Annotated in this window: 21 protein-coding genes; 9 read left to right on the forward strand and 12 right to left on the reverse strand. The window is 65.9% G+C overall.

Translation table 11 applies throughout. The features are described from left to right. Positions 1-27 precede the first annotated feature (27 nt). On the reverse strand, positions 28-516 hold the full coding sequence (locus tag AAYO93_RS10455; RefSeq protein ID WP_345761120.1) for a MarR family winged helix-turn-helix transcriptional regulator: 489 nt from the start codon (positions 514-516) through the stop codon (positions 28-30). A 40-nt stretch (positions 517-556) separates the two neighbouring features. Here AAYO93_RS10455 and AAYO93_RS10460 point away from each other — a divergent pair, with 40 nt between their 5' ends. The 9 genes from AAYO93_RS10460 to AAYO93_RS10500 all read left to right on the forward strand — a co-directional run bounded on the left by AAYO93_RS10460 (position 557) and on the right by AAYO93_RS10500 (position 9,438). Next, the gene (locus tag AAYO93_RS10460) at positions 557-1,264 is read left to right on the forward strand and encodes an NAD(P)-dependent oxidoreductase (protein WP_345761121.1); all 708 of its coding nucleotides are present in this window, start codon (positions 557-559) and stop codon (positions 1,262-1,264) included. 184 nt (positions 1,265-1,448) lie between these two features. Beyond that, a complete protein-coding gene (locus AAYO93_RS10465; protein WP_345761122.1) occupies positions 1,449-3,284 on the forward strand; it encodes a GAF domain-containing protein in 1,836 nt (611 codons plus the stop codon). Between the two features lie 176 nt (positions 3,285-3,460). Further along, entirely contained in the window at positions 3,461-4,321 is an 861-nt protein-coding gene (locus tag AAYO93_RS10470) for a class II fructose-bisphosphate aldolase (RefSeq protein WP_345761123.1), read from the forward strand. A gap of 7 nt (positions 4,322-4,328) precedes the next feature. Next, entirely contained in the window at positions 4,329-5,120 is a 792-nt protein-coding gene (locus tag AAYO93_RS10475) for an HAD-IA family hydrolase (protein WP_345761124.1), read from the forward strand. 12 nt (positions 5,121-5,132) lie between these two features. Then, entirely contained in the window at positions 5,133-5,783 is a 651-nt protein-coding gene (gene dhaL, locus AAYO93_RS10480) for a dihydroxyacetone kinase subunit DhaL (protein ID WP_345761125.1), read from the forward strand. Positions 5,784-5,845: 62 nt separating this feature from the next. Further along, positions 5,846-6,841 carry a dihydroxyacetone kinase subunit DhaK gene (gene dhaK / locus AAYO93_RS10485; RefSeq protein ID WP_345761126.1) on the forward strand — a complete coding sequence of 332 codons (996 nt, stop codon included), beginning with the start codon at positions 5,846-5,848 and terminating at the stop codon, positions 6,839-6,841. A gap of 166 nt (positions 6,842-7,007) precedes the next feature. Next, on the forward strand, positions 7,008-7,256 hold the full coding sequence (locus AAYO93_RS10490) for a BatC protein (RefSeq protein ID WP_345761127.1): 249 nt from the start codon (positions 7,008-7,010) through the stop codon (positions 7,254-7,256). Then, positions 7,256-8,503 (forward strand): cupin domain-containing protein, encoded by a 1,248-nt coding sequence (locus AAYO93_RS10495; protein WP_345761128.1) that lies wholly within the window; start codon positions 7,256-7,258, stop codon positions 8,501-8,503. The genes AAYO93_RS10490 and AAYO93_RS10495 overlap by 1 nt, the downstream gene beginning before the upstream one ends. Next, positions 8,503-9,438 (forward strand): sucrase ferredoxin, encoded by a 936-nt coding sequence (locus AAYO93_RS10500; RefSeq protein WP_345761129.1) that lies wholly within the window; start codon positions 8,503-8,505, stop codon positions 9,436-9,438. Before AAYO93_RS10495 ends, AAYO93_RS10500 begins: the two co-directional genes overlap by 1 nt. Positions 9,439-9,489: 51 nt before the next feature. Here AAYO93_RS10500 and AAYO93_RS10505 read toward each other — a convergent pair whose 3' ends face one another. The 11 genes from AAYO93_RS10505 to AAYO93_RS10555 form a co-directional block, all read right to left on the reverse strand. Then, a complete protein-coding gene (locus AAYO93_RS10505; RefSeq protein ID WP_345761130.1) occupies positions 9,490-11,238 on the reverse strand; it encodes a DHA2 family efflux MFS transporter permease subunit in 1,749 nt (582 codons plus the stop codon). After that, on the reverse strand, positions 11,231-11,806 hold the full coding sequence (locus tag AAYO93_RS10510) for a PadR family transcriptional regulator (protein WP_345761131.1): 576 nt from the start codon (positions 11,804-11,806) through the stop codon (positions 11,231-11,233). Before AAYO93_RS10510 ends, AAYO93_RS10505 begins: the two co-directional genes overlap by 8 nt. 124 nt (positions 11,807-11,930) lie before the next feature. Then, positions 11,931-12,152 carry a hypothetical protein gene (locus AAYO93_RS10515; RefSeq protein ID WP_345761132.1) on the reverse strand — a complete coding sequence of 74 codons (222 nt, stop codon included), beginning with the start codon at positions 12,150-12,152 and terminating at the stop codon, positions 11,931-11,933. Between the two features lie 425 nt (positions 12,153-12,577). Next, positions 12,578-13,054 carry a hypothetical protein gene (locus tag AAYO93_RS10520; protein ID WP_345761133.1) on the reverse strand — a complete coding sequence of 159 codons (477 nt, stop codon included), beginning with the start codon at positions 13,052-13,054 and terminating at the stop codon, positions 12,578-12,580. Between the two features lie 116 nt (positions 13,055-13,170). Beyond that, entirely contained in the window at positions 13,171-13,989 is an 819-nt protein-coding gene (locus AAYO93_RS10525) for a MerR family transcriptional regulator (RefSeq protein ID WP_345761134.1), read from the reverse strand. Between the two features lie 84 nt (positions 13,990-14,073). Next, complete coding sequence (locus AAYO93_RS10530) at positions 14,074-14,568, reverse strand: hypothetical protein (protein WP_345761135.1); 495 nt, start codon at positions 14,566-14,568, stop codon at positions 14,074-14,076. 8 nt (positions 14,569-14,576) lie between these two features. Continuing rightward, positions 14,577-16,148 carry a hypothetical protein gene (locus AAYO93_RS10535; RefSeq protein WP_345761136.1) on the reverse strand — a complete coding sequence of 524 codons (1,572 nt, stop codon included), beginning with the start codon at positions 16,146-16,148 and terminating at the stop codon, positions 14,577-14,579. Then, positions 16,138-16,920: a hypothetical protein gene (locus AAYO93_RS10540; RefSeq protein ID WP_345761137.1), complete on the reverse strand. Its 783-nt coding sequence runs from the start codon at positions 16,918-16,920 to the stop codon at positions 16,138-16,140. Before AAYO93_RS10540 ends, AAYO93_RS10535 begins: the two co-directional genes overlap by 11 nt. Before the next feature lie 572 nt (positions 16,921-17,492). Further along, positions 17,493-17,789: a WXG100 family type VII secretion target gene (locus AAYO93_RS10545; protein WP_345761138.1), complete on the reverse strand. Its 297-nt coding sequence runs from the start codon at positions 17,787-17,789 to the stop codon at positions 17,493-17,495. Between the two features lie 127 nt (positions 17,790-17,916). Then, entirely contained in the window at positions 17,917-22,431 is a 4,515-nt protein-coding gene (locus AAYO93_RS10550; RefSeq protein ID WP_345761139.1) for an FtsK/SpoIIIE domain-containing protein, read from the reverse strand. A gap of 688 nt (positions 22,432-23,119) precedes the next feature. Next, on the reverse strand, positions 23,120-26,578 hold the full coding sequence (locus AAYO93_RS10555) for a TM0106 family RecB-like putative nuclease (protein WP_345761140.1): 3,459 nt from the start codon (positions 26,576-26,578) through the stop codon (positions 23,120-23,122). Positions 26,579-26,638: the final 60 nt, after the last annotated feature.

Consider the following 26,638-nt stretch of genomic DNA (forward strand, 5'->3'; position numbering starts at 1 on the left):
GCCCTGGATGCGACCGGCGCGCCCGGCTCAGCCGGCGAGCTCGTCGGTCGCCGCGCGGCCGGCGGCGGTCGCCCGTTCGAGGAAGTCCGCGAGCACGGCGAGCTGCGCCTCGTCGTAGTCGTCGAAGATGTCGTCCATGGAGCCGTTCATCCCCGAGTAGAGCCGGAACAGCTCCCCGGTGCGGCCGGGCAGGGCCCGCACCTGCACCGCGCGGCGGTCGGCGGCGTCGCGTTCGCGCACGATCCAGCCGTTCTTCTCAAGCCGGTCGAGTATCCCCGTGATCGTCGCCGGATGCAGTCCCGCGCGACGAGCGAGCTCGCTGGGGCTCATCGGCCCGTGCATCGCAATGACGTCCAGGCAGTCGAGGTCGACGTCACGGAGGTCGACGCGCGACCCGACCTGGTGGTTGAGGAGCGAGATCTGGTTGTTGAACTCGCGCATCGTGAGTTTGATCGACGTCGCGATCCGCCGTCGGCGGCGTGCGTCGTCCGCATCCTCAGTTAATTTGGTTTTCATATGATACCTTTTTCATATTGTACGGATAATTGAGGAGGACATGTTGAACATAGTCGTTTTCGGCGCAAACGGCGGGACCGGGCGCCTACTGGTGCGTCAGGCGCTGGATGCTGGACACACGGTCACGGCCGTCACCCGCCATCAGGACGCCTTCCCCATCGCTCACGAGAACCTGACCGTGCTCGCGGCCGACGTCTACGACCCGAACGCGGTCGACAGCGCGGTCGCCGGCCACGACGTCGTACTCTCGGCGCTGGGCGTGCCATACGGCCGCAAGCCCATCTCCGTCTACTCGACGGGCGTCGCGAACATCATCACGGCGATGGACCGGCACGGCATCCGCCGCCTGGTCTGCGTGAGCTCGAGCGCCACAGATCCCGCGACGCGGTACCACGACACCGGCGGCGGCTTCTTCTTCGAGAAGGTCCTGAAGCCGATCATCACGAAGACGATGGGCAAAGAGCTGTACGCGGACATGCTGCGGATGGAGCAACTGGTGCAGCAGAGCGATCTCGAATTCACGATCGTCCGGCCGTCCGGGCTCTTCGAGACCCCTGGGGTGACCGAGTACGTCGACGCGGCGATCGAGTTGCCCGAACGGTTCACGTCGCGCGCCGACCTCGCCGCGTTCATGATGCGCCTCGGCGAAGGAACCGAGTACTCGCGCACATCCGCGGCCGTCGCGACCGTCTCGACGCATCCGCGGGTCATCGACCTCATCCGCCAGGAGGCCCTGGGCCGCTCCTGATCGCGCCTACAGACCAATCGCGCGAGCACAGGGAAAAGCATCCCGAGTCGCGGATTCGGGATGCTTTTCCCTGTGCTCGGCGGCCGGCTGCGGCAGGCGGACGGGTGGCGCGAGCCGAGCGGCAGGCGGAAGATAAGCAGCGGGGGGCCGCAACGCAGCTGACTATCGGTGAGGATCGCCGCGCATGAGTTCAGAGGTTCCAGGCACGCGAAGCGATGCCGACAGGATCCGGATGCAGTTCGACACGCTGGCCGCGATGGCCGACGACCTGGCCGGGCACTTCGCCCTCGAGCCACTTCTGGAGCGCATCCTCCGCCACACCATGGAGCTGCTCGGCTGCGACTCCGGTTCCATCTGCACGGTCGACGAGGTCGCCGGCACGTACCGCAAGGATGTCGACCTCGGCGTCGGCTGCCAGGCCGGCGAGACCTATCCGCTCGACGAAGGCGTGACCGGCGAGGTGGTGCGTGCCCGGACATCCGTCATCTTCGACGAGTACGCGCAGGTGCGCCGCGGGCACATCTCCGGCCCGGACAGGGCTGCGCTGCACGGCGTGATCGGGGTCCCCATCCGCTGGAACGGCGCCATCATCGGCACCTGTGTGCTGTTCAGCCGCGACCCGGTGCGCAAATTCACCCAATCGGATGCGACCCTGCTCGAACTCTTCGCGACCCACGCCGGCATCGCGATCACGAACGCGCGGCTTCACGCACAGGCCGCCGACCGGGCGAGCGAAGCCGCGATCATGACGGAGCGCGAGCGGGTGGTGCGCGACGTCCACGACACGGTCGGCCGCGGCCTGGCGGCCATCCTGCTGCGGCTGGATGAGGCAGAGCGGGCGATCTACACGTCCGGCGACCCCCGAGGTGCACTGACCGGCGCACGCGACGCCGCCCGTTCTGCGCTGACCGAGACGCAGCGCACGGTGCTCGGGCTCGGCCCGGCACTGCTCGACGGCCACTCGCTGAGCGAGGCGGTCTCGCTCGAACTCGCCTGGGTGGAGTCGGCTGCGTCGCTCAGCACCCGGCTCGTCGTGGTGGGCGAGTCGCAGCCGCTCGCGCCGGAGATCGCGCGGCAGCTCTTCCGGATCGTGCAGGAGGCGCTGACGAATGTGATCGAGCATGCCGGCGCCCGCCAGGTGCGGGTCGGGCTCGTCTACGGGAGCCAGGCCGTGACGGCGTTGATCGAGGACGACGGCCGCGGCTTCGACGTCGAAGCCCTCGCCCAGCCGCCGGCCTTCCCGCTGCGCGGCCTCGGCCTGCAGGGTCTTGCCGCTCGCGCCCAGCACCTCGGCGGCTCGGTGCAGATCGAATCGACGCCGCTCTGGGGCACGCGCGTTCGGGCGGAACTCCCCTACTTCGGCGGCGGCCCGTCGGAAGCGCCTCGGTCACGGTGGCGGGTGCTGGTCGTGCACGAGAACGCGGTGGTGCGCGCCGGCCTCGTGCGGATGCTCGGGCTGGCCGAACCGGACATCCAGGTCGTCGGCGAGGTCGCGGATGCGGCGAGCGCGGTGGAAGCGTACGGGCTGCTGCACCCGCACGTGGTGCTTGCGAATCTCGACCTTCCGCACATCGACGGCGTGCAGTTGACGTCGCACCTGCGAGCGAGCGACCCGGCGGCGGCCGTGGTGCTGCTGATCACGACGGTCACGGATGAGCGGGTCAGGGACGCCGCGCAGGTCGGCGCCGCGGGCTTCGCCGAGTTCGGCACGGACGCGCCGGGCCTTGCGCGTTCGGTGGTCGCGGCGGCCAGGGGCGACCTGCTTGTGACTGCGGAGTTCCTCAGCCGGTTCACCGCATCCCTCGCCCGGGCGGAATCGGATGGCGACTTCGCCGACGACCCGCTGACTGCGCGGGAGCGCGAGGTGCGTGCTCTGGTCGAGCAGGGGCTCCCCGACAAGCAGATCGCGACGGCCCTCGGGATCTCCGTGAAGACCGTGGAAAAGCATGTCGGCGCGATCCTGCGCAAGACGGGAGCGGCGAATCGCACGGTGCTCGCCGGGCAGGCGCTCCACAACTAGCGAATCGATTCGCCGAAGACCGATCTTCACGGCCGGTGGGCTGGTCGTTCTTTGGCGAACGGATTCCGGTCTCGGGCCACGTGCGGGGTTCCCCTACCGCGCAGGTAGGGGAACCCCGCATGTCGCGTGTACCCGCACTCTGCCTACGGTGAGCGTGGACGACCGAGGAGGTTCCCATGCCAGTCGTGTCTTTGCAGGAGATCGTCGGGCGGGCATTCGATGAGCGTTACGGCGTGCCTGCGATCAACATCGTGAACGACCTCACGCTCGAGGCCGTCCTGGCCGGGGTGGTCGAGGCGCGTTCGCCGCTGATCGTCCAGACGAGTGTGAAGACGGTGAAGTCGATCGGCTCCGAGGTGCTGTTCGGCATGTGGACGACGATGACGAAGAACATCGATGTACCGGTGACCCTCCACCTCGATCACTGCCCGGAGCGCGCTGTCATCTCCGAGTGTCTCGAACGAGGCTGGAATTCGGTGCTGTTCGACGCATCCACTCTCGATGTCGCGGAGAACCAGCGGCAGACCGTCGAGGTCGTCGCTGAAGCGCGCCGCTACGGCGCCGGCGTCGAGGGCGAGATCGAGGCGATCAAGGGAGTCGAGGACGGGATCGGCTCCGACACCGAGTCGAAACGGCAGAGTCTGGAGACCGCGGTCACGTTCATCGAGAAGACAGGGGTGGATGTGTTCGCCCCGTCGATCGGCAACGCTCACGGCGTCTACTCGCACACCCCCGAACTGGACTTCCAGCGGGTGACCGACCTCGTTGCTGCGACGAGCACTCCGATCGCGCTGCACGGCGGCAGCGGCATGACGGATGCGCAGTTCGCCGACCTGATCTCGCGCGGCTGCGCCAAGGTGAACATCTCCACCGCCCTGAAGATCGAGTTCATGAAGTCGAGCCTCGCGTACCTGAGGGGGGCCGAGGAGCGGGACAAGTGGGATCCGCCGTCACTGTTCGCGGATGTGCGCCAGCACGTCGTCGATCTGGCCACCGGTCTTGCGGCTTCGTTCGGCAGCGCAGGAAAGGCCTGGTGAGGCCGGCATGCCGACCCTCATCTTCGACTGCGACGGGGTGCTCGCCGACACCGAGCGCAACGGACACCTGCCGGCGTTCAATCGCACGTTCGCAGAGTTCGGTCTTCACGTGCAGTGGAGCGACGAGGACTACGCCCGTAAAGTGCTGATCGGCGGCGGCAAGGAGCGCATGGCGACACTTCTCACCCCGGAGTTCGTCGCCGCGAACGGACTGCCCTCCGATCCTGACGGCCAGCGCGACCTGCTCGCTGCCTGGCACAAGCGCAAGACCGCCATCTACACCGAGCTCGTCGACGCGGGCGCCCTTCCTGCGCGGACGGGGATCCGCCGCATCGTCGAAGAAGCGGATGCTGCGGGCTGGGGCCTCGCCGTGGCCTCCACCTCTGCGGAACCCTCCGTTCGTGCTGTGCTCGTACACGCCGTGGGCGACCGTCTTGCCTCCCATTTCGCCGTCTTCGCCGGCGATATCGTCGCGCACAAGAAGCCGGCACCCGACATCTACCTGCTCGCACTCGAGCAGCTGGGGGTCGCGGCCAGCGATGCCGCCGTCGTGGAGGACAGTGGCAACGGAGTCGCCGCGTCCGTCGCCGCGGGCCTGCGCACGGTGGTCACCGTCAGCGCCTACACCGGCGACGACGACTTCACCGGGGCGTCTCTCGTTGTGAGTTCGCTGGGCGACCCCGGTGAACCCGCACGGGTGATCGCCGACCCGTACGCCATCGGCCCCAGCGACCAGGTGACGCTCGCCGACCTCGCCGCGATGCTCACGCATCCGCTACCGCAACACCCCACCGCCTGACGAGGAGAAGCCATGACGTCACAGAGTTTCGCCGACACCGAGTTCGTCGTGCGCACCATCGCGCAGACAGCCGTCGACAACGAGAAGTATTTCGGCGACCTCGACTCGGTCGTCGGCGACGGGGACTTCGGATTCTCGCTCGCTCGCGGCTTCGAGATCGTGCTGAACGACTGGGACGGCTACGACCGGTCCGACATCGGCACGTTCCTCCAGAAGATCGCTGTGGTGATCACGAGCCGCATCGGCGGAACGTCCGGACCGATCTGGGGCACAGCGTTCCTGCGTGCTGCCACCGTCGCAAAAGGCCGAGACGAACTCACCGGCGAAGATGTGGTCACGATGCTCCGCAAAGCGACGGAAGGCATCATGGCCCGCGGAAACGCCGAACTCGGTGACAAGACCCTGCTCGATGCGATCGCGCCGATGACCGACACGATCGAGGAACGCCTCGCGGCTGGCGATGCGTCGGATGCGGTGGTCGCGGCCGCAACATCCGCCGCCCGGACCGCCGCCGACGCCACCATCACGATGCAGGCGCGCCGGGGTCGCGCCTCGTACACCGGCGAGCGCAGCATCGGGTCGGTCGATCCGGGCGCGATCGCTGTCGCCGTCATCCTGGAACGCCTCCAGTCGACCTGGGCCGACCGCCCGAAGACCACCTGAGGGGTCGCCCCCAGGGACAGCAACAACACACGAGTACGTCACACGACGAAGTGGAGAGAGAAATGAAGAAGTTCGTCAACGATCCCCTGCAGTTCGTTCCCGAGATGCTCACAGGCATCGCGCTCGCCAACCCGGACACCCTCGAGTATGTGCCGGACTACAACCTGATCAAGCGGGCCGACTCTCCGCGCGACGACAAGGTCTCGATCATCCAGGGCTCCGGCTCTGGTCACGAACCCGCCCATGTGATGGTCGTCGGCCCCGGGATGCTCGACGCCGCGTGCCCCGGTGACGTGTTCGCCGCGCCGCCCATGGACTACGTCTACGAGACGACGAAGCTGCTCGCCTCCCCCAAGGGCGTCCTGCTGCTTGTGAACAACTACACGGGCGACCGCATGGCGTTCGACATGGCGCAGGAGATGAGCCTCGCGGACGGCGTGAAGGTGAAGACGCTGTTCATCGACGACGACGTGGCCGTGCAGGACTCGACCTACACGGTGGGCCGCCGCGGTGTCGCAGGCAACTTCTTCGTGATGAAGGCTGTGGGCGCTGCGGCCGAGGCGGGGGCCGATCTCGACGAGGTCGTCCGCATCGGTGAGAAGGTCAACTCGGTCACCCGCACGATGGGGCTCGCGCTGACCGCATGCACGCCTCCGGCGAAGGGGTCGCCGCTGTTCGAACTCGGCGACGACGAGATCGAGATCGGCGTGGGCATCCACGGTGAGCCCGGGCGCCGGCGCGCGAAGATCATGCCGGCGAACGACCTGGTCGACGTGCTGCTCGATCCGGTCGTCAGCGACCTGCCGTTCGAGAGCGGCGACAGGGTCGCGCTGATGATCAACGGGCTCGGCGGCACACCCATCAGCGAGCTGTATCTGGTGTACGGCATCGCCCACGAGAAGCTCGCTGCGAAAGGCATCACGGTCGGACGCAGCTATGTCGGCGAGTACTGCACGTCGCTCGACATGGCCGGCGCATCCCTCACCCTCGTCAAGCTCGACGACGAGATCGAAGGTCTGCTCGCCGCGCCCGCCGAGATCGGCCTGCGCATCTTCTGAGCGCGCCGAATTTCGTCGAGCACAGGAAAAGTCACCTCATCGTCGCGGTTCGGGGTGCTTTTTCCTGTGCTCGCGGGTGCGTGGGCGGGGCTGGGCGGCGCTGGCGTGCGCGCGTAGTGTGAGCGGTGGCGGCGATCGACGCCGATCCTGAGGTGTGGAGGTTCGAATGAGTGCGATCAACGACGACGACATCACGACCGATGCGGCAGGCAGCGGCGAAGGCCCGGCGGACGGGGGCGCGAATCCGGGCGGACACGACGGCGCGGCGGACGGCGGCGCCGGTGAGGGTCCCGCAGACAGCGGTGCGAACCCGGACGGCCACGACGGCGGGGCGGATGGTGGCGCGGCCGAAGGTCCGGCCGACGGCGGCGCGGGCGCAGGCGGAAACGACGGCGGCGCAGACGGTTCGGCTTGATGTCGGCTGACGGGCGCGGGTCGGGCGACCGGCCCGCGCTCTCGCGTTGCATCGCCGTCGATGCCGACCGGTTTGCCGCGGAGTTCTGGGGCGCCCGGCCGGTGCTGTCCCCCGCCGCCGAACTGGGCGAGGACTTCGCCGACCTGTTCAGCGCCGACGCCGTCGACGAGCTGATCTCGGGCCGCGGATTGCGCACTCCGTTCATCCGGATGGCCAACGAGGGCACCGTCCTCGCGCCCGCCCGTTTCACCGCATCCGGTGGCTTCGGGGCCGAGATCGGCGACCAGGTCAGTTCCGACAAGGTGTTGCAGGAGTTCGCCGACGGCTCGACGATCGTGCTGCAGGGACTTCATCGCACGTGGGGGCCGATCGCCGATTTCACGCGGCAGCTCGTCGCCGATCTCGGGCGTCCGTGCCAGGTGAACGCCTACATCACTCCGGCGTCGTCGCGCGGGTTCGACCCGCATTACGACGTCCACGACGTGTTCGTGATCCAGATCGCCGGCGAGAAGCACTGGACGATCCACGACCCCGTGCATCCGGACCCGTTGCGCGACCAGCCCTGGACCGACCACCGGGATGCCGTGGCCGCGCGCGCGGCCGAGCCCCCCGCGATCGATGCGACGTTCCGTCCCGGCGACGTGCTCTATCTGCCTCGCGGCTGGATCCATTCCGCAACCGCGCTCGGCGGCGTCTCGGTACACCTGACGATCGGCGTCGCCGCCTACACTCGCGCGGATGTCGTGCAGCGCGTGATCGCGCGGGCCGCCGACAACGCGGCCCTGCGCGCATCCCTCCCCCTCGGCGTCGACTTCGACGACCCCGCGCAGCTCGCGCCGCTCGTGGAGCAGACAGTGGATGCGCTGGTCGCCGAGCTCCGCGAAGCGGCAGCGGATGCCCGGACCACCGCCGACGTGGCCCGCACGCTCGCGACGCGGCTGCGCGACGACACGCGACCAGAGCCGATCCGTCCGCTCGCCACGATGAGCGCGCTCGCGCTGCTCGACGGGGACACGATCGTGCAGCTGCGGCGGGGACTGCGGGCGCGGTCGTCCGTCGACGGCGAGCGGGTGTGCATCCGGTTGGCGGGGAAGACCGTGACGCTTCCGGCAAGCGCTCGGGCTGCTGTCGACGCCTTGCTCGCCGGCGCACGTCTGCGCGTCGCCGATCTTCCCGACCTCGACCGTGAGTCGGCTGTCGTCGTCGCGCGCCGGCTCATCCGTGAAGGCGTGCTGGCGGTGCGCTGATGCCGGTCGACGTCGAGGGGTGGCAGCCGTGCAGTGACGGTTCGCTGCTGCGGAACGATCCCCTCGGGGGCACGGCCGGCTTCGGTGAGCGCTGGTTCCTGGTCGAGATCGACGGAGCGTGGGGTTCGCACGCCATCCTGCAGTCGCGAATGGATGGTGCCCTCGCGACTCGGCTGGTGTCGCGTGTGGAGCGGGCCGGCATCCGTCCTCTCGCCATCCGCCGCACCGGGCGCCGCGCCGACGAGCGTCGCGCCCAGACGGTGTGGCGGTGGGCGCTGGTCGACTCGCGGCCCGGGCGCGAATCCGTACTGTGGGGACAGGTCGACGCCCCCGAAGCGCTCCTCGAGGTGCCGCTCGACGGGAGCGTGGGCGAGCCGTCGGGCGAACCGGTGCTGTGCGTGTGCACGCATGCCCGGCACGACCAGTGCTGCGCGGTGAAGGGGCGGCCGATCGTGCAGGCGCTCGCACACGAGCATCCGGAACTCACCTGGGAGTGCTCGCATCTCGGCGGCGACCGGTTCGCGGCGACAATGGTGATCCTGCCCGAGGGGCTGCTCTACGGGCGGGTGCCGGTGGCGGATGCGTCGGGCCTGGTCACGCGGTACCGGGCCGGGTTGGTGGATGCGCGCTACCTTCGCGGCCGCACGGCGCTGAGCAACGTGGCGCAGGCGGCTGAGGGATTCGCCCGCGAAGCCACCGGCGACGAGCGCATCGCGGCGTTCACTGTCGTGAGCGAGTCGATGACCGTCGATGACGGTTGGATGGTGACCCTCGACCACGACGGAGCCGGCGTCACCGTCGAACTCGGCACGGCGCTCTCGGAGCCGCTGTACTCGACGTGCAATGCGACCCTCGCGATGCGCGTCCGCGAGTTCGTGCTGCGTTCGATCGCGTTCGGCCCTTCTGCTGGCCGAGCACAGGAAAAGTCACCCTGACCACGTGGATTGAGGTGACTTTTCCTGTGCTCGGTGCGGAAGCGGGGTGCGTCAGCCGGCGGCGGGACGCCCGCCCGGCGCCGCGACTCGCTTGGGCAGCGCGAACACCAGCAGCAGTGCCACCACACTGAAGGCCGCGCTGACCGCGAGAGCGTTGGCTGCGGCGGATGCGAACCCGTCCGCGACGGCCGCGGGGGTGTGCCCGGTGATCGTCAGCGATCCGAAGAGGACGGAACCGATGATCGCGATACCGATCGCGGAGCCGACGCGCTGCATCACGCTGATCACGCCACTCGCAGACCCGGCTTCGGAGCGGTCGACGGTCGCCACGATGAACTGCGCGTTCGGGGCGATGAAGAGCCCGTTTCCGAAACCGGCGATGAACAGGGGCGCGAACAGATCCCAGCTCGTGAGGTCGGATGCGTCGACCACCAGGAGCACCAGCCAAACCCACACGAGTCCGACGACGACGAGGCCGGTGCCGATGACCAGCACGTTGCGCCCGAGGAGTTTCGCGAGCCGGTCGCTGAGCGCCGAACCGATGATGCTCGCGATCGCGAACGGGATCGACACCAGGCCGGATTCGAGAGCCGTGTGTCCGAGGCCCGCCTGCCAGAGCAGCGAAATCGTGAAGAAGATGCTGGTGAACGCTGCGAAGTAGACGAACGCGAGCACGACTCCGCCGGTGAAGTTCGGGTGCGAGAAGAGGTGCGGCGGAACAAGCGGCGATCCATTGGCTTTCGCTACCCGCACCTCCCAGAACGCGAACGCCACCAGCAGAAGCACTCCGGCACCCAGTGTGACGAACGTCCAGGCGGGCCAGCCCTGGTCCTGGCCTTCGATCAGGGGCACGAGCAGCGCGATGAGCCCGGCAGACAGCAGGGCGAAGCCGAACAGGTCCCAGCCGGTGCGGCCGGTGCCTTCCTTGCCTGCGGGCAGGAAGATCGCAGCTGCGATCAGAGCGAGCACGCCGATCGGCAGGTTGACCCAGAAGACGAGGCGCCAGCCGTTCGTGTCGCCGAAGGCCTGGATGATCAGGCCACCGACGATCGGGCCGAGCGCGGTCGAGACACCGATCACGGCGCCCATGATCGCGAACGCCTTGCCGCGGACCTGCGGCACGAAGAGCAGCTGGATCGTCGCAGTGACCGCGGGCACGAAGATACCGCCGGCGAGACCCTGGACGACGCGCGCCACGATCAGCTGGAGGTCGTTCTGGGCGAGACCACAGAAGAGGCTCGCAACGGTGAAGAGCGCGAGACCGGTGAAGAAGACCCACTTGTGGCCGACGCGGTCGCCGACACGACCGGACGGGATCAGCGCCAGGCCGAACGCGAGAGCGTAGCCGGAGATGATCCACGACAGGGTGGCCTCGGACGCGTTGAGGCTGCTTCGGATCGTCGGCAGCGCGACGTTCACGATGGTCGTGTCGAGGAGGGCCATGAACATGCCCACCATGAGCACGATGAGGGCGTTCCAGGCGCGCTGCGGCACGACGGGCGCAGGAGGGCGGCCGCCGGCTGCGGCGGCGCCGGATCTGGCAGCACCGGTCGCGGCAGCACCCGATACGGTGGATGCTTCGGCTGCGACGGCAGTCGCGACCGCCGTTTCGGAGCGGGTCGCGCTCGCGTCGCCGCTCACAGCATCCGTTTCGACCGGAGCCGCGTGAGCGCCCGCGTGAGGTTCGGGGTTCGCCCCCTCGGGGACGACGTCGGGCAGCGCATGCGCACCGGCGTGGGCACCGTGGTGCGGGCCGTCGGGGTGTTCGGGTACCGGCTCGTTTGGCGGGGTGTCAGTCATGGGCGGGGGTGTCCTTTCGGGCGAGTTCGTCCGCGACGATGTCGGGGAGCTGTTCGAGGAGAGCGGTGTGCCAGGCGACTTCGGCCCGGAGTCGTTCGGTCTTGTGACCCATGACGAACTTCTCGGCTTTGGTCAGGTATTTGTCGACGTGGATGCGATGCGATTCTGAGTCTTCGATCATCGCTTGGAGCCCGCGGATGCGCGCCTGGACGGTTTCGGGCAGGTGTTCGAGCCGATCGGTGTCGAGTTTGGTGAGCGCGAGGTCGAACGGGTCTGGTTTGATCACGATGGCGCGGAGACCGTCGAGGCGCATGCTCCGGAGGGATTCGCGCCCCGCTTCGCTGATCTGCCAGACTTGCCGTTCAGGGTACGCGCCTTCGCGTTCGACCCGTGTCTCGACGATGAGCCCTTCTGCCGCAAGTCGTTTGATCGCTCCGTAGAGCGCGCCGACGGTGATGTCGGTCCACAGATTCACGTGTTCCTGTTCGGCCAGCAGTCTGAGCTGGTGACCGTGCATCGGGCCTCGCTCGTCGAGCGAGCCCAGGATGAACAGACGGATGGATGACACGCGACTACTCTCGCACGACTAGTCTTCCTCGTCAACTTTGGTCAAAGGTGAGTTGTGCGTTAAGCGGGTCGGCATCGCTGCTGTGTCACGGCGAGCGGCGAGGCCGGGCCGCGACGCCGGTGTGTCACGGGTTGTTCTGGGCGTTGAAGCCTCCGTCGTCGAACTTTTCGTCGTTGACGAAGCCGCCGCCGGATGCGTTGAGCGCGATGTTGTATGCCGTCTGCTCGCGTTCTTCTTCGGTGTCGGTGGTGCCGTTTTCGTAGTCGCGGACGACGTCGTCACCGTCGGCGATGGGTTCGCCGTCCCACTCGTATTCGCCGTCGTGCTTCTTATCCTTGTGCGTCATGGCTGCAGAGTACGCGCGCTCGGTTGTCGCAGCCATCCCCCGTCACGTGAACTTTGGGCGCCGCCGCGACGCGACAGGGCTCGCGCGCGCCGCTCACTTGGCCAGAAATGTCTTTATGGCAGGGTGAGAACGGCATCGGGCCAACCCGCGCCCCGACCAGAAGGGTGAATCACCATGCGACTCACTTATTTGGTCGCGTCGTGCGCCAAAGCGGCGGGGTGCGACGATACCGGCACCATCTTTGAGCCTCCGTGGTGGGTGTGGGGAATTGTCGCGCTGGTTGGCGTTGCCATCGTTGTCGCGTCCGTGATCTTCGCACGCAGAGGACGGTGAACCGGCCGTGGGTCTGGTGTCCTTCGATGTCTGATGCTCGGAGGGCGGGGCACCCTTGACGCCCGTTCCGCCGTTTCGCGCCGAATCCCGGTTCAGCGGGTGAACGGTACGGCGACGTCGCACACTTCGTCGGTGGGTCCGGCTGTTGTGGGCTCGGCGAGGAGGATTTCGCGGGGTGCCATGCACGGTGTGTAGCCGTGGTGGGTCAGCCAGCCGTAGAGCTCGTCGTAGATGCCGAGGATTGCCGGGTATTCGTATTGGGTGGCGGTGATGCGCAGGTAGGCCTGTTCGCAGCCGGGTTCGATGAACAGGATGGTGGGTTCTGCGATGTCGGATGCTGTCACGTCGTCGCGCACGGGCATCGCGTTTTGCACGTCGCCGTCTTCTTCGTCGCTGACGGGCCCGTGGAAGATGGTGGTTCGCACGCCGGTTGGGCCCCCGAGGGCGGTCGCGATCTCGTTGAGTCGTTGGGTGGATGCGCGCAGGAAGTCGCCGAGTTCGCGCGTGCCGACGTGGCGTCGTTCGCTGATGTAGGTTGTCGTTTCGGTGGTGCGGGTTTGGACGGCCATCCTTCGGCTCCTTCGCGTTGACTCATTGTCCCGCTGTTGGATGCTCTCTGGTGAGGATTTCTCGCACGACAGGGGTCTGCGGCCGCCGACTGGTGCCGGCGACCGCAGTGCTGTTGTCAGCTGTTGTATGGGACGGCGATATCGCAGACTTCGTCGTCGGGTCCTGCAGCCATGAAGTCGGTGAAGTAGATTTCGCGTGGCGCCAGGCGTGGTGTGAGTTTGTGCTCAGTGAGCCAGGCGTACACCTCGTCGTAGGCCTGCAGGATCTGCGGGTACTGCACCTGGGATTTGGTGATGCGGGTGTACGCCTCTTCGCCTGCTGCTTCGACGAGTACTTCGGTGGGCGGCTCGACGTCGGATGCCGTCACACCGGAGCGGACGGGTACCGCGTTGCGGACGTCACCGTCGGTGTCGTCGTTGACGGGTGTTTCGAAGATGGTGGTGAGTGGTCCGGCCCATCCCCCGAACCGGCCTGCCTGTTCGGCGAGCCTGTCGCCCGACCCTTGGATGAAGGCGGGGATTTCGGGTGGCGACACCCGTTTGATTTCGGTGACGTAGGTGGTTTCCGGAACGGTCCTGGTTTGTACGGTCATGGTGGTTTCCTTGTTTGCTGAGACTACCGAGATCACATAGGCGGCGAGGTTGTGTTGACCCCACAGCTGGGCTTCGCGCCTTTTCCAGTAGGCGTCGATCAGCTCAGCTCGTTCGACGTGGTCCGCGTTGATTACGGCACGGATGTTCGCGAGCGGCATTTCGAGGGCGCGCAGCATATTGATGAGTCGCGCATCGAGCAGCTGGTCTTCGCTGTAGTAGCGGTACCTGTTAGCGGGGTCGACGTGCACCGGCTCGAGGATGCCCTGTTCGGCATAGAGTCTCAGCGCTTTCGCGCTGAGCCGGCTTCGCACCTGGAAGGTGCCGCTCAGGATGAGTGCCATTGCGTTCCTCCCTCGTCCTGATCTCGTGTGGCGGCTGCCACTATTCCACTGTCAGGGGCGCCCTTGGGGCAAGGTCAAGCAGGATCACGGAACAGCTTGGGTGTCACGCACGAGCATGCCGGCGGGAGTCTCGGGAACGGGCCCCGGCCAAGGTCCGAGCTTCTCGCGTACGACCTCTGGCGGGATGAACACATACGTGTCGCCCGTGAGTGTGGGAACCCATCCCGCATCTCGGAAGGCCGACTCGAATTCAGAATGAGGCGCGTTCTTGAGCGTGAATGTTAGATCACGATTCGGCCGTTCGACGTTCACCGACCAAGCTAGCCGGAGAAGATATTCGGCGAAGACCGGCATCCTCGCTACTCTGAAGCCCGGCGACAAGGTCACCGATACTAGAGTTCCTGTTTCGCGCTGGAAGCCGTTGTAGCTTCCCTTTGCGTCAATGAAGACTTTTTCGATACCTTCGATTGCACTGATCTGGGCCAAGGCTTCATCATCGCTTTGCCCACCGACGGGAAGCTCCGAACACCCCGCACCCAGCGCGAGCGTCACCAGCAGAAGTGCAATCGTCCTAACCATCCGAAGGATCATGGCTGAGCGCTCTGTCTTTCCTTCGCGTAGTAGTCGGCTACTGTTAGGTCCCCCCTGAAGTATCTTCCAAGCACATCGGTGCCGAGAGGCAAATTGGCCGCTGCCATCCGCGCGTACCTATTGAGGTCGTGTGCCACCTCAGAACCGATCGTTCTTTGAGGGCTCTCGACGGCTAGGGCGAACGCGTCTTGGCGAATGGTTGTCCAACCTGGTGGATTCTCTCTGCCATCCAGTGCCCAGACCGGGTCCTGATTCGCCTCAAAAGCGAGGACTCCTACTTTGTCTGGGATGTTGAATGAACCGATTGGCGCACCTGCCGTAATCACATTTTGGATGTTAAAGCCAGTGTCGGCCGAAGCGATTGCTGCGGCCGTTATCCCCCCGAGGCTGAAACCACTAATGAGTATCGGTGGTCCATCGGGGCCGGAAGGAATACCGTTGGCCCTCATTGCGTCGAGCACAGCACGAGCGAGTGCAGTTTGACTTCCGGCGACCATTGCATGAAGGTCTGTAGTGAGATCGTTCGGCGCACCCTCCCGCCACGGGAGCGCGGATTGCGTGCTCGGAATCTGTACCGTGTATCCGGTGACATGTCCATCCGCGTCCGTACACGTGAGGATTCGTATCGTGGCAAATCCTTCTTTTCCAATGTGATCGATCTGTCGACCGCTAGCAAACAGCGATGCGACATCACTTGGAACGATCCGGTTCGCGTCGTCCAGTACGAGCGCCCCTTTGATCCCGTAAATTGCGCTCGAACTTGCCGCCGCCTGCTGTTTTGCTCGCCTGGCAAGTTCCTCCTCACTCAGCCCGGATGGCCCTAGCTCAGCATCGCGGTCGATGAAGAAGCCGAGGTTGTTTCCGCACGCGATCACGCCGCGGAGTATGTCGTCGAAGAACGGCCCGACGACTCCCAAGGAAGATTCGAAGCGGAGGATGCCCCGTGCGAACGCATCGCTCATCGCGAAGGATTCGCCCGTATTCGCCCCGAACAACATGCCGAACAGTCCCCCGCCACCGATCAGCAATTCCGGATGCGTCGCGTACTCTTTGATCGTCTTCTGTAGCCCAGGGCCGAGCGAGTCGATGAACTCGTCCGCGAATCCCGCGATGAAGGAATCGACTGCGATGCGAAGCGATATCGCAACCGTGCCGACCAGGACTGCTGTTGATCCGAAGGAAACGACTCCCGCGGACACCGCACCCACACCCTCAAAGATCGAGGAACCCACTACGCCACCGACGCCTCCTAGTTCTGACGCCGCAAGCGCAAGAGACTCCTCCATGAGGCGGTAGGTTGAAACAACGGTGGCCGATATGACGGCCATCCCTTCCGCGGCCATCACGTGAACGGCGAGTCCACCCATTGCGACCGCAACGGCGCTCCCTGCCTGCGCACCGGTGACCGGAGAAAGCGGAAGCGATACCGCGAAGTCCGGGTCGCCTGCCGTGCGCGCCAGATGGCCTATGCACGACCGAACGAACTCGGTGTGCGTCCGCACTGACGTCGACAATCGATCGACATCGTCGAACGCGATGACGAGACTGCCAGCATCATCACGCGACATCGCGAATCCTTCGAAGGCCCGCGACCAATTCGAGCAGGTCCGCTCGAATCAGTGAACGAGATACCTTGGCGAGGCGCATCCGACCGCTTTCTGCCAGCGACTGACCGGAAACCGGAAACTCGCCAGGTGCCACGGTCATCGAGATCCACCCGTCGGTGCCACGGAACCAGTCGCCAAGGTAGAGACACCGCGCCTCCTTGTCGAGAAGTTCAAGGTGAAAACCGGCATTCATCTGACCCGTCAGACTCGACATGAGCTCGACATCCGCTTCCGCATCAAGGCGCGAGGCCTCGGACTGGAGGAAGTGCTGGTCCCCAGCGCGCACGGCCTCGACCAGCGCTCGCGATTCGACAAGCCCGATGGTGGTCGATCGCGGCGGCGTCTTCATACCCGATGAGTTGTCCGCGACCAGCTCGAGAAGGTGCTTCGCGAGCTCGCCCAGATACATGAACGTCACAACGACCCGAGTGTTCGGGTCACCGACATGCGCTCCCCGTCTCTGGATCCGCCGGAGGCCCGCACATGCTCCTCTATTGACGCTGATCAATTCGCGCGCTTCATCTGCCGGACTCCACGAAAAGGTGCGGATTGCGCGGTCAGCCACTCCGTGAAGCGAGAGCGCGAAGAGTAGTGCGGGCACGACCGCATCTTGTTCGCTGTCCGCCTGCCGGATGATGAGGCCCCGCGCCTTCAATGAGGCGTATCCGGCCTCAAGGGAAATCACCCGAGCGGCAGGTTCCCCCTCATCGGGCGTCGGAACGAGGTCGCTCACGGTGTACCCGGCAGGCAGAACGAGTTCGGGAACCACGTCGCATACCGCGCGAAGCTCATTCAGGGACAATTCGAATCGCCAACTCTCAGCCACGGCTACACCCACCCCCTGTGTTCGAAGAGCTGTCTGAAATCGAGCCATTCTTTGGACCCTGCCGCGGGCACGTTCCTCGCGGCTGAGGCCACCGCGTTCTCCACGGCACCGACCGCACCCTCTCCTGCATCTCGGACTGCACGCGCGGCTTCATTCAGTCGCGCGGTGACCCACGCCTGAGCATCCTGAATCGCACGCTTTGTCCCTTCGGCAGCCGAGGCATGACGCTCGAGGGCATCGGCCGCCCCGTAAAGCGCGGACACGTGCGAATCGATGTCGCCCGCCAATCCGTGCAACTGCTCACGGAACGCATCTCCGGCGGACGACCGCCACGCCATCGCATCGCACTGCACGCTCAACCCCTTCGCGCGTCCGTCCAGTTCGTCTGCTATCTGCCGCAGCGCGGTCGCCCGGGCTCGCACTCTGACCATCTCGCCATACATGACGTGACTCCTTCGAATAATCGGATTGCAGCCCGGTCAGCGCCCGAGGCGAGCGGCCAGACTTGCGTCTACCTCCTGGAGTGTTTGGGCGGTCGTGCGAAGGAACTGCGCAAGGTCGTCGAGGCCGCCGATCGTGTTCTGCGCTCCAGATGTGAAGCGGTTGTACGCGTCCGCGAACGCCCCCGATGACTTGTCGGTGGTGAAGCCTGCAGCCGTGAGCGCTGAGATCTGGGACTGAAGCTTCGTGAGGGTCGAGTTGATTTCGTCGCGACCGACGACCAGACGGTCGGCGTTGCCGTTGATTTCCTGATACGAGACGTTGATATTTGCCATGATTTCCCCCTTGGGCATGTTGAAACGGGATGGGATGAAGGTTCATACCCCACCTGGAATGACCTGTCTCAACGAGTCTATGAAGACGTCACAGGCGGGGTCCAGCCAATCGGACATCTGTGGAGTGTTACAAAAGCCTTGCAAGTGTTTCGGGTTCGGGCCCGGCGAGCCGACGCTCGGTCAGCGCCACCTGGACGCGTTCATGCCGACCGGCGGATACGAGAATCCCTCGTCCAACAGGGAATTCTGAACGGCGGATTCGCGGAAACTGCACGCGGAAGAGCGCCATCCCGTCGCCCTCGTCGGGCTGAAGGACGATGCCGGATCGCGCAGCCCTCAGCTGGCCGTGAATTGCCCAGGCTGCTGGTCCGGTCACTGTGTCGGTCTCGGCGATGACCGTGGCGCCAGCTCGTCGCGCGACCCCGATGAGCCGTGCAACAGTGGAATCCGCGGCGGAGCCCTCGAAGTTCCCGACCTCCTCGATCACGATCACCACATCTTCCGGCTGAAGCCCATCAGGGGACTCGAGGGACTCGACGAGTTGCTCCGCCAGCGCTGATGCCGATGTCGACGATGTCGACGAATCTGCCCACTCCAGCTCGCCGGCGAGTTCTCCGCCCCGAACCGAAAGCAGCGTGAACGCGGCCTTCGGGCGGGAACTGCGGAGGTTACGAATGATTGTTCGCATGGTCGTCGTGCGTCCCGATCCGAGCGGACCGGTGACGACGAAGATCCCGTCCGGGCGAATCGCGATCGGACTCAGGGACTCGTGGCCCAGTCCGATGACCACACCTCCATCTTCGGTTCGAGGAAGCCCGTTCGAACGGATCGAATCGGGAAGCCGGGCGACGGGCGGCGCCGACTCGGCCCTATCCTTGAGCGCTTCGGCGAGTTGCGCGATCCGGTCTCCGTGGCACGCGGCGTCGCCTCCACCACCCGGCACCCCCACCTGCACCTCACGGTTGCCGGCGACCGCCCGCCCTGGTGGAGCACCGTCCAGCACGTCGGATGCGACCCCGGCTGCAAGGTATTCGCTCGCCCCGGCCAGACGAAGGACAAGGGTGGTCTGCACGTTCGCCTGTATCGCGGTCGGAATCGCACCTGGCCGGTCAGCGGTGAGGACGAAACAGATTCCGACCTGCCGACCGAGAGCGATCAGCCTTGTCACGTCGTCAAACAGTGATCCGGCCGGGCGGAACTCGTAGTCAGTTCTCAGCACTCCCATCCCGTCGACCAGAACCAGGATGCTCGCCTCTGGTCTTCCGGTGAGGCGCCGGTAGTCAGCGAGCGACGCTGCGCCGACGTCACGGAAGCGCCGCGCACGATCTTCGGCGAAATCGTCCAGCATCCCGATAAGCCGCGTCAGCCGTTCCTCGTCATCCCCCGCGATGATCGAGCCGACAGACGGGAGTTGCTCGATCGCACCGAGCGCGCCACCCGCGAAGTCGAGCCCGTAGATCCACGCAGGATGCTCATCCGCCTGTTGGGACGCGGCGAAGGCGATCGTGCGGAGCAGCGACGTCTTGCCGGAACCGCTCGTACCGATGATCGCGATGTTGCCATCGCGGCCGGGGCTGATCGTGAACGGAATCTGACGTTGCGCTTCTGGCTCGTCGATGAGACCGATCGGTAGCTCGCCACTACGGGAGGCAGGTAATGATTCGAGGTCGAGAACATCGGGCAGTTCGTCCAGCCACGGCCGTCGAGGGAGCGCTATTGCCGCGCTCATCCCCGCTCGAGTGATCGTGGAAACCATTCGCGCGCTGTCCTGCGGACCGGTCAGGGAGCGCGCTGTTCCAGGTTGGGGCCACTTCGCTGGAGGCCCGAACGCGAGGTCGGCGACCTCGATCTCGGCCACGGGACGCTCTTCGTCGGTCCAGCCGCCGACGAAGGCGGACTGGAAGTCGAGCAACCGACCGGGGCCGAGCTTTGCCGCAGCCCTTCCCGGCGTCGCGGGGTCGAAATGCGCCGCAGTGTCAGTTCCGAGCACGTCTGCACTGTCGGCTTCGTCCGCGACCCGGAGCGCGACGCGGAGGTTCGTGTTCGCTCGGAGGTTCTCGGTGATCACGCCTGCCGGGCGCTGAGTCGCCATCACCAGATGCAGGCCCAGCGATCGGCCCCGCTGCGCGACATCGATCACTCCGGCGACGAACTCGGGAACCTCCGCCGCGAGGGCTGCGAATTCGTCGATGACGAGGACGAGGGATGGGGGCGCATCCGGATCGGAGCGTCGCTCGAGCGTCTCGAGATCCTTGGCGCCGGTTCTGTTGAGGAGTTGTTCGCGATAGCGGAGTTCGGCTTTGAGAGAGGTCAGCGCGCGTCTGACGAGGCGTGGGGTGAGATCGGTGACGAGCCCGACCGTGTGCGGCAGGTCGACGCAGTACGCGAACGCGCTCCCCCCTTTGTAGTCGACGAGGAGGAAGGTGAGTCGATCGGGCGAGTACTCGGTCGCGAGGCCGAGGATCCAACTCTGCAGGAACTCACTCTTCCCCGACCCTGTGGTCCCTCCGACGAGTGCGTGCGGCCCGTGGGCTCGAAGGTCGAGCCGCAGTGGGGCGGCGACACCTTGCCCGACAGGGGCGTGGATGCCGCCCGGCTCTCGTTGGGCGTCACGTGACCAGAGACGCATGATGCTGTCGTTCTTCCGCCAGCGACGGATGACCGCATCCGCGTCGCTCGCCACCCGGTCGTCGAAGAGGTCGAGGAGTGCGACGCGTCGCGGGAGATCGGATTCGTCCAGGACTTGAGCGCCCGAGTCCTCGATCGGCGCGAGCGATCGAGCCGCGTTCTGGGCACTCAGCACATCCAGGTTCTCGACCTCGGTCAACGCGACTCGACGGCCGGTCCGGACGAAGCCGACAGTGGTGCGACCGGATGCCTCCACGTCGACGAAAGTGCGGCACGAGACCGGCAGGGTCGCCGCATCCGCCGCAATCCACAGGAGGAAGACTCCGTAGTCGGGTCCTCTCTCCGCAATCGTCACAAGTCGAGCCCGGTCGACCGCGTCCTCAGCGCAGACGATCGCCACGATCGCGGGCGTTGCAGGAAGGCGGACCACTGATTCGCCGTGGTCCGCGTCGAGAAGCGTGTTCTCGTCGAGCCGGGATCGCACGAGTTCCCCCTTGCCCGCACCAGCCGACCGTCGGCGTTCGATGAGCCCTTCGAGTTCGGCCATCAGATCGGTTGAGGAGCTGAAGTCGATTGCGAGACCGCCGCCCTTCAGAGGACTGTGTGGAGAGTCGACGTGGGGCAGCCACTTCAGCCATGACCAGTCCTCGGCTATGTCTTCAGTGCAGAAGGCTGCGATCGCGAGGTCGGCGGGCGAGTGCAGTCCGGCGAGTTGCATCACGATGGCACGTGCGACATCGGCGGCGAGGATGCCTGAGCCTGCGACACCGATCGCTCCGGCCCGTTCGAGGTTTTCGATCACAGGAACGCCGTCGAGATCGGCGAATCGTCGTGCAACATCCGTGAGCTCGTCCCAGTCTCCTGCCGCCGAGTTTCCTCGGGATGGGAGTGTGACCGTGTTTCGGGAAGGTAGAGCTCCGATCCCGAAGCGCACCTCGAGGAACGTTGCGTGCTCCGGCTTTCGGGTCCAGAGTCCGGGCGATCGCGTGCGGATGGCACCGACCACGTCTGCAGTCGATGGGGACTCTCCGAGTCGACCGGCTCGCTCACGTTCTCGCTCCGCGGTCAATGCGTCACGCACCCCCTCCAGCGAACCGGCGAATCGTGATGTCGCGTCGCGCATCCTTCGTCGGTGCTGGATCCGATTGTCGACCCAGGTGCCGATCATGATGATCGGTGAGAGCGCGATGAAGAGCAGGCTGATGACCTGCTGCGTGACCGCGAAGAGCGCCGCGCCCATCCCGAGCGGAGCGACTATTGCGAGCAGCGGGAAGCGCAGTCCCTCTGGTGCTCCCGGTGGTTCGGGCAGCGGGAAGTCCTGTCCCCGATAGACCACTTCCACGCGCGGTGAGCGCGTGAATGGAAGGCCGTGAGTGAGGCTCGGGTCTGCTGCTGGTGCCGCACCCGGCGCATGTAATCGGTCGGGCGCCGGAACCCAGCGAAGGTCATCATCACCGATTCGGATGCGGGACGTCGGGGTGAGTTGTGCACGGGCGGATCGACGTCCGTCGATTTCGACACCGTTTGCCGAGTTGAGGTCGGCGATCACGACCGTTTCGCCCACAGCGATGCTGGCGTGGCGTCGTGACACGAGTGTGTCGGCGAGTTGCACGTCGGCCGCGGGATCGCGGCCGATGACGGTCACTCCTGCCGCGACAGCGAACCGCACCCCGGCGTCGGGTCCAGCCACCACACGGAGCTCACCCGCGACCGCGCCTTCCGGGTCGCCCTCTAGGCCTCTGTCCGCGAGGCGCACCACTTCGATCGTGCATCCTGACCGCACCCCGGATTCGTGCACCGCGACGAGCGGGCCGAGCTGGTGCGATCCGAGGAGGCCCGGGTATTCGACGCGGAGGGTCACACCCGACGTGCTTGACTCCGACGCGTCGGCACGCGCAGAATCGGCGCGTAGCAGATGGCTTGCGAGCTCTCCCACTGTCGCGGTCACGTCGACCGTCAATTGGATGTCGCGGGTGGGTTTGCCCCGTTCTGCAAGTGATACCTTGAGTCGCATCTATCTCCCTGGCGCTCTGCTTTCTAGCCTAGGAGAATCGTGATTCGGCCGTTCGCGGCTGTGGATAACCTCGCTGTGCTCGCTCTACTCCACCAGCCGTATGAACGCGGTCAGCTCGAATGTGACGCGGGGCGGATCGTCCCGGATCGGTGACTCGCGAGCTATCGATCAGTGGCTGCATCACCCTCCCTGGCGCCCTGTATTCGAGCCCAGAACAACGACGATCGCGCCGCCAGACCAGCCCTTTCCCTTGAGTCGAATTGACCAAAACAGTACATACCTGCTTGCATGATATATGTCACATTCGACAGATCGTCGTCTGTGGCTTGGAGGCTTGGAATGAAAAAGAGTAGACAGCTGACACGAATTGCCCTCGGAGGATTAGCAAATGAGGCTCAAGCTCCTGTTTAGCAGGCAGACTTGGCACGCACTCGACGCTACGACAGGTCGCAAAATCGGGACGTGGATGGCTCTACTTGTTCCAGGCGCGGTTGGTTTGCTCTGGCCGACGTTGGTTCCATGGTGGGGTTGGATCCTGACGAACGTGGCCTTAGTTGTGGGATTGGCGCTCCTTGGGCGCTATTGGGTCGATAGAGATCTCCGTCTCACAGAGCCCAAGAAGGAGTAATGCATCCCGATGGGCGTGACAGAGTCGACTTGGGCTTGTCGCGCCCATCGGGAGCGCCTCCTACTCGACCAGCCGGATGAACGCGCTCAGCTCGGCGACGCCTTCGGGCCTGATGGGCAGGTACTCCGTCAGTTCGGGCGAGTAGACGAGGAATGCCGCCCATTTCGCCCGCGAGATCGCGACGTTGAGACGGTTCTTCATGATGAGGAACGACATTCCGCGCGGAACATCGAGTGCCGACGAAGCGGCCAGCGAGACGATCGCAATCGCGGCTTCCTGTCCCTGGAATTTGTCCACGGTCCCCACGCGCACCGCACCGAGCCCGGCCAGCTCCAGCGCCTCGTGCACCATCGCCAGTTGAGCGTTGTAGGGAGTGACGACGATCACATCTGCGACACCGAGCGGTTCGCCGAATCGCCTGACCGACGGATCGGTCCACACTCTTCCGAGGACGGACCGAACCAGCTCGACGACGACCGCCGCTTCTTCCGGCGATTCCGTCGCATTGCCCCAGTGCTCGACCGGAACCACGTGCAGCCCCGGCTCGACACCCTCAAGCAGCCGCTCTGACGCTTCGAGTTGCGAACTCAGCTTGCCCTCGTAGGACAGCCGCGAAACCGGAACAGTGAGTGCCGGATGCATGCGCCGGCTTTCGGCGAGAAAGTAGCCGAGCTCGGGCGGCAGCACGTCGTGTCCCTCGCTGACCCAGCCCAGCGCGGATTGGTCGACGGGTTCCGGATGCGTTCCCTGGCTGACCTGGGGCAGTTGCTGCGGGTCGCCGAGGAGCAGCAGATTACGTGCGGCGACGCTTGCCGAGATCGTCGATGCGAGCGAGAACTGCCCGGCCTCATCGATGACGAGCAGGTCGAGACTGTTCCGTGGGATGCGCGCCGCGTTCGCGAAATCCCAGCCGGTCCCGCCAATGACATAGCCGATCTCACGCCGTTCTAGCGCGAACATCAGTTGCCCGTTCTTCTCCAGTTCGGTGTATTCGTGCGTGCCGAGCACAGCATCCGCTTTGGGCACCTTGCCGACGAGTCGCGGGTCCAGGCCGGCGCGCACGACTGCATCGAGCAGATGTTCGACAACGCTGTGCGATTGTGCGACCACCCCGATCTTCCACTGGTGTTTCGCGACCAACTCCGCCATCACGTGGGCGCCGAGGTACGTCTTGCCGGTTCCGGGCGGCCCCTGCACAGCGAGGTAGGACCGGTCGAGGCCGAGCAGGCTGCCGACGACCGACGGGACGAGGTCGGGCCCAGGCGGCGGTAGGGCGCCCGTGCGAGTCCGCGGGGGAACGCGCCGCAGGATGTCGACCACCGGGTCGCGCGGCCATTGCGGTCCGGTGAGCTCGGTCTGCCGCGCGAGCAACGCGCTGCCCCATTCGTCGATCGCGGCGATGAGCCGATCGGCGCGCGGCGGGCTCGCCGGGGTGAGCGCTGTCGGCAGCACCGAGTAGTGCCCCACATCGCGCGGCAGCGTCTCCTCGATGAGCACCGAACCGTCGTCTTCCACTTCGAGGATGCGAACAGACTTCCAGGTGCGCGCCCCCGGTTCCGCCGTCGGATTCGAGAACGGCCCAGGATATTCGTAGAGCACGTAGGGTCCGGCTTGGTCGCCGGGCTTCACGTTCGAGCCCGGACCCCATTGCCCGCGCAGCAGCAGCTCGCGCCGGTCGGATCGCTGCCCGTCTTCGCGGTACCAGTCGCGGATGACGACCGCCGATTCGACGACGAGGGCGTCACGGGTGTCGCCCCATTCGTCGATCGGCTGCACCAGGCGTGTGAAGTGTTCTTGCCAGAAGGTCTTGTTCTCGCGCCGGTGATAGTCGATCGCGGCGGCAGCGAACGCGAGCGCTCGCTGGTCGGGGGTGCGTTCGGGATCGAGCGGGTCGCCCGCGAGGGCGAGCAGACCGTCGCGAATCGGTGACGGTCCGAGGTCGATGTCGGGCTTGTCGGGCGCCAGCTCGCCGACCGGAATGCCGGCGCGAGTCGCCTGTGCGAGGAGGTAGTCGCGGAGCCGAAGAGTGGAGACGCAGTCGTACCGGTTGTAGTCGGCGATGGAGTCAAGCATCCGCTGGCCTTCGGCAACGTCGCCGGTGTCGATCAGATCGCGGGCATCCGCGTATTCGGTGATGGACGCGGCCGCGTTCTGCACTTCTCCTTCACGGATCTCCTCACCCATGTAGAGGGGTTCGAGTTTCTTGATGGAGTACGACCGCGACCCGACGCGCAGTGCCTTGCGCACAATCGGATACAGATCGACGAGGACGTTCTCGCGCAGCAGCTGGTCGACCTCGTCTTCTCCGACGCCGTGACGCGCGGCCAGGCTGAGCAAGTGCGTTCGTTCGTAGGCGGCGTAGTGATAGACGTGCAAGTCCGGATACTCCCGGCGCCGCTCGCCGAGCCACTCGAGAAACGCTCGCAGCGCCTCCCGTTCCTCTCCGAAGTCGTGCGCCCAGAACGCCGTGAAGTCTTCGCGGACGTCGACCGAACCGAACAGGTAGTCGAGTCCCCAGCGCTCCCCCGCACCTTCGGTGTAGAGCGGGTCGCCTTCGAAGTCGAAGAAGACGTCCCCGCGACTCGGTGTCGGCAGGACGGCGAGGGCGGATGCGTCGTAGACGACCACGGGCGGCGGTTCGTCGGGGTGCGCATCCCGTTGGAGCTGCGCTTGCAGCGTGAGCGACGCGAGCGTCGCATCGGCAATTCCGGGAACCGTAGTGAGGTCGGTGGTCGCCAGGTCGTCGATGGTCAGGATGCCCGCTGCCGCGAGGCGCGCACGCTGCGTCACGCGCATCCCAGCCACCAACAGAACGTCGCGGGACGCCTGAATCTCGGCGTCGCAGTCATCGCAGTGTCCACAGACCGCGTATCGGGGGTCGCCCCACTGCACAGCCTGAGTGTCTTCGAGGCGTTCCTGCACGATGTGGAGGAGACGATGGCGTCGCTTGCGGTAGACCGGCGAGATGTCGTCGAGGCGGTGCACGCTGATCGTGCCGTCGCCGAGGAGCAGTTCGACGGTCGGTGCGACGCGCACGCCGAGGTGCTCGAGCTGTTCGGCATACGCGGCGAGCTGCAGAAGGGCGGTGACACGCGCGCTACGGGCCAGCTTGGTGTCCTGCACCTGGTAGCTGCCGTCGGCCTGCCGCACAATGAAGTCGGCGAACCCGAGGAAACTGCCGTCGAAGAAGGTCGCTTGAAAGACGACGTCGGCCCGATCGTCGAATGCTCGACGTGTCGTTGCGACGGCTTGCTCGAGGTTCTCGGCCGTCAGCGGCCCCTCCGGGCGCGGGATCTCGACCGTGCCGGCACCATGCTCGGCCTTGTACCGGTCGAGCACGCGCGCCTCGTGTTCGTCGCCGAGCCGACTCGTGCGCACGTACATCGGGTCTTCGGACACGTCGAGCTTCTCGATGCGGCCGAGCTTCACGTCGAGCTTGCGAAGGAACGCGAACTCGCACTTCGACGCTTCGGTGAGGTCGCTGGCACTCGTGACGACGCTGCCGTCGAGTATGAACACGCGACCCCCCTCTCGCTGCGATGTTGCCCGCTGCTTCGAGCGTATCGGGAGGAGGTGACA

This window comes from Diaminobutyricibacter sp. McL0608, from assembly GCF_039613825.1.
In the GTDB taxonomy this organism is placed as follows: domain Bacteria; phylum Actinomycetota; class Actinomycetes; order Actinomycetales; family Microbacteriaceae; genus Diaminobutyricibacter.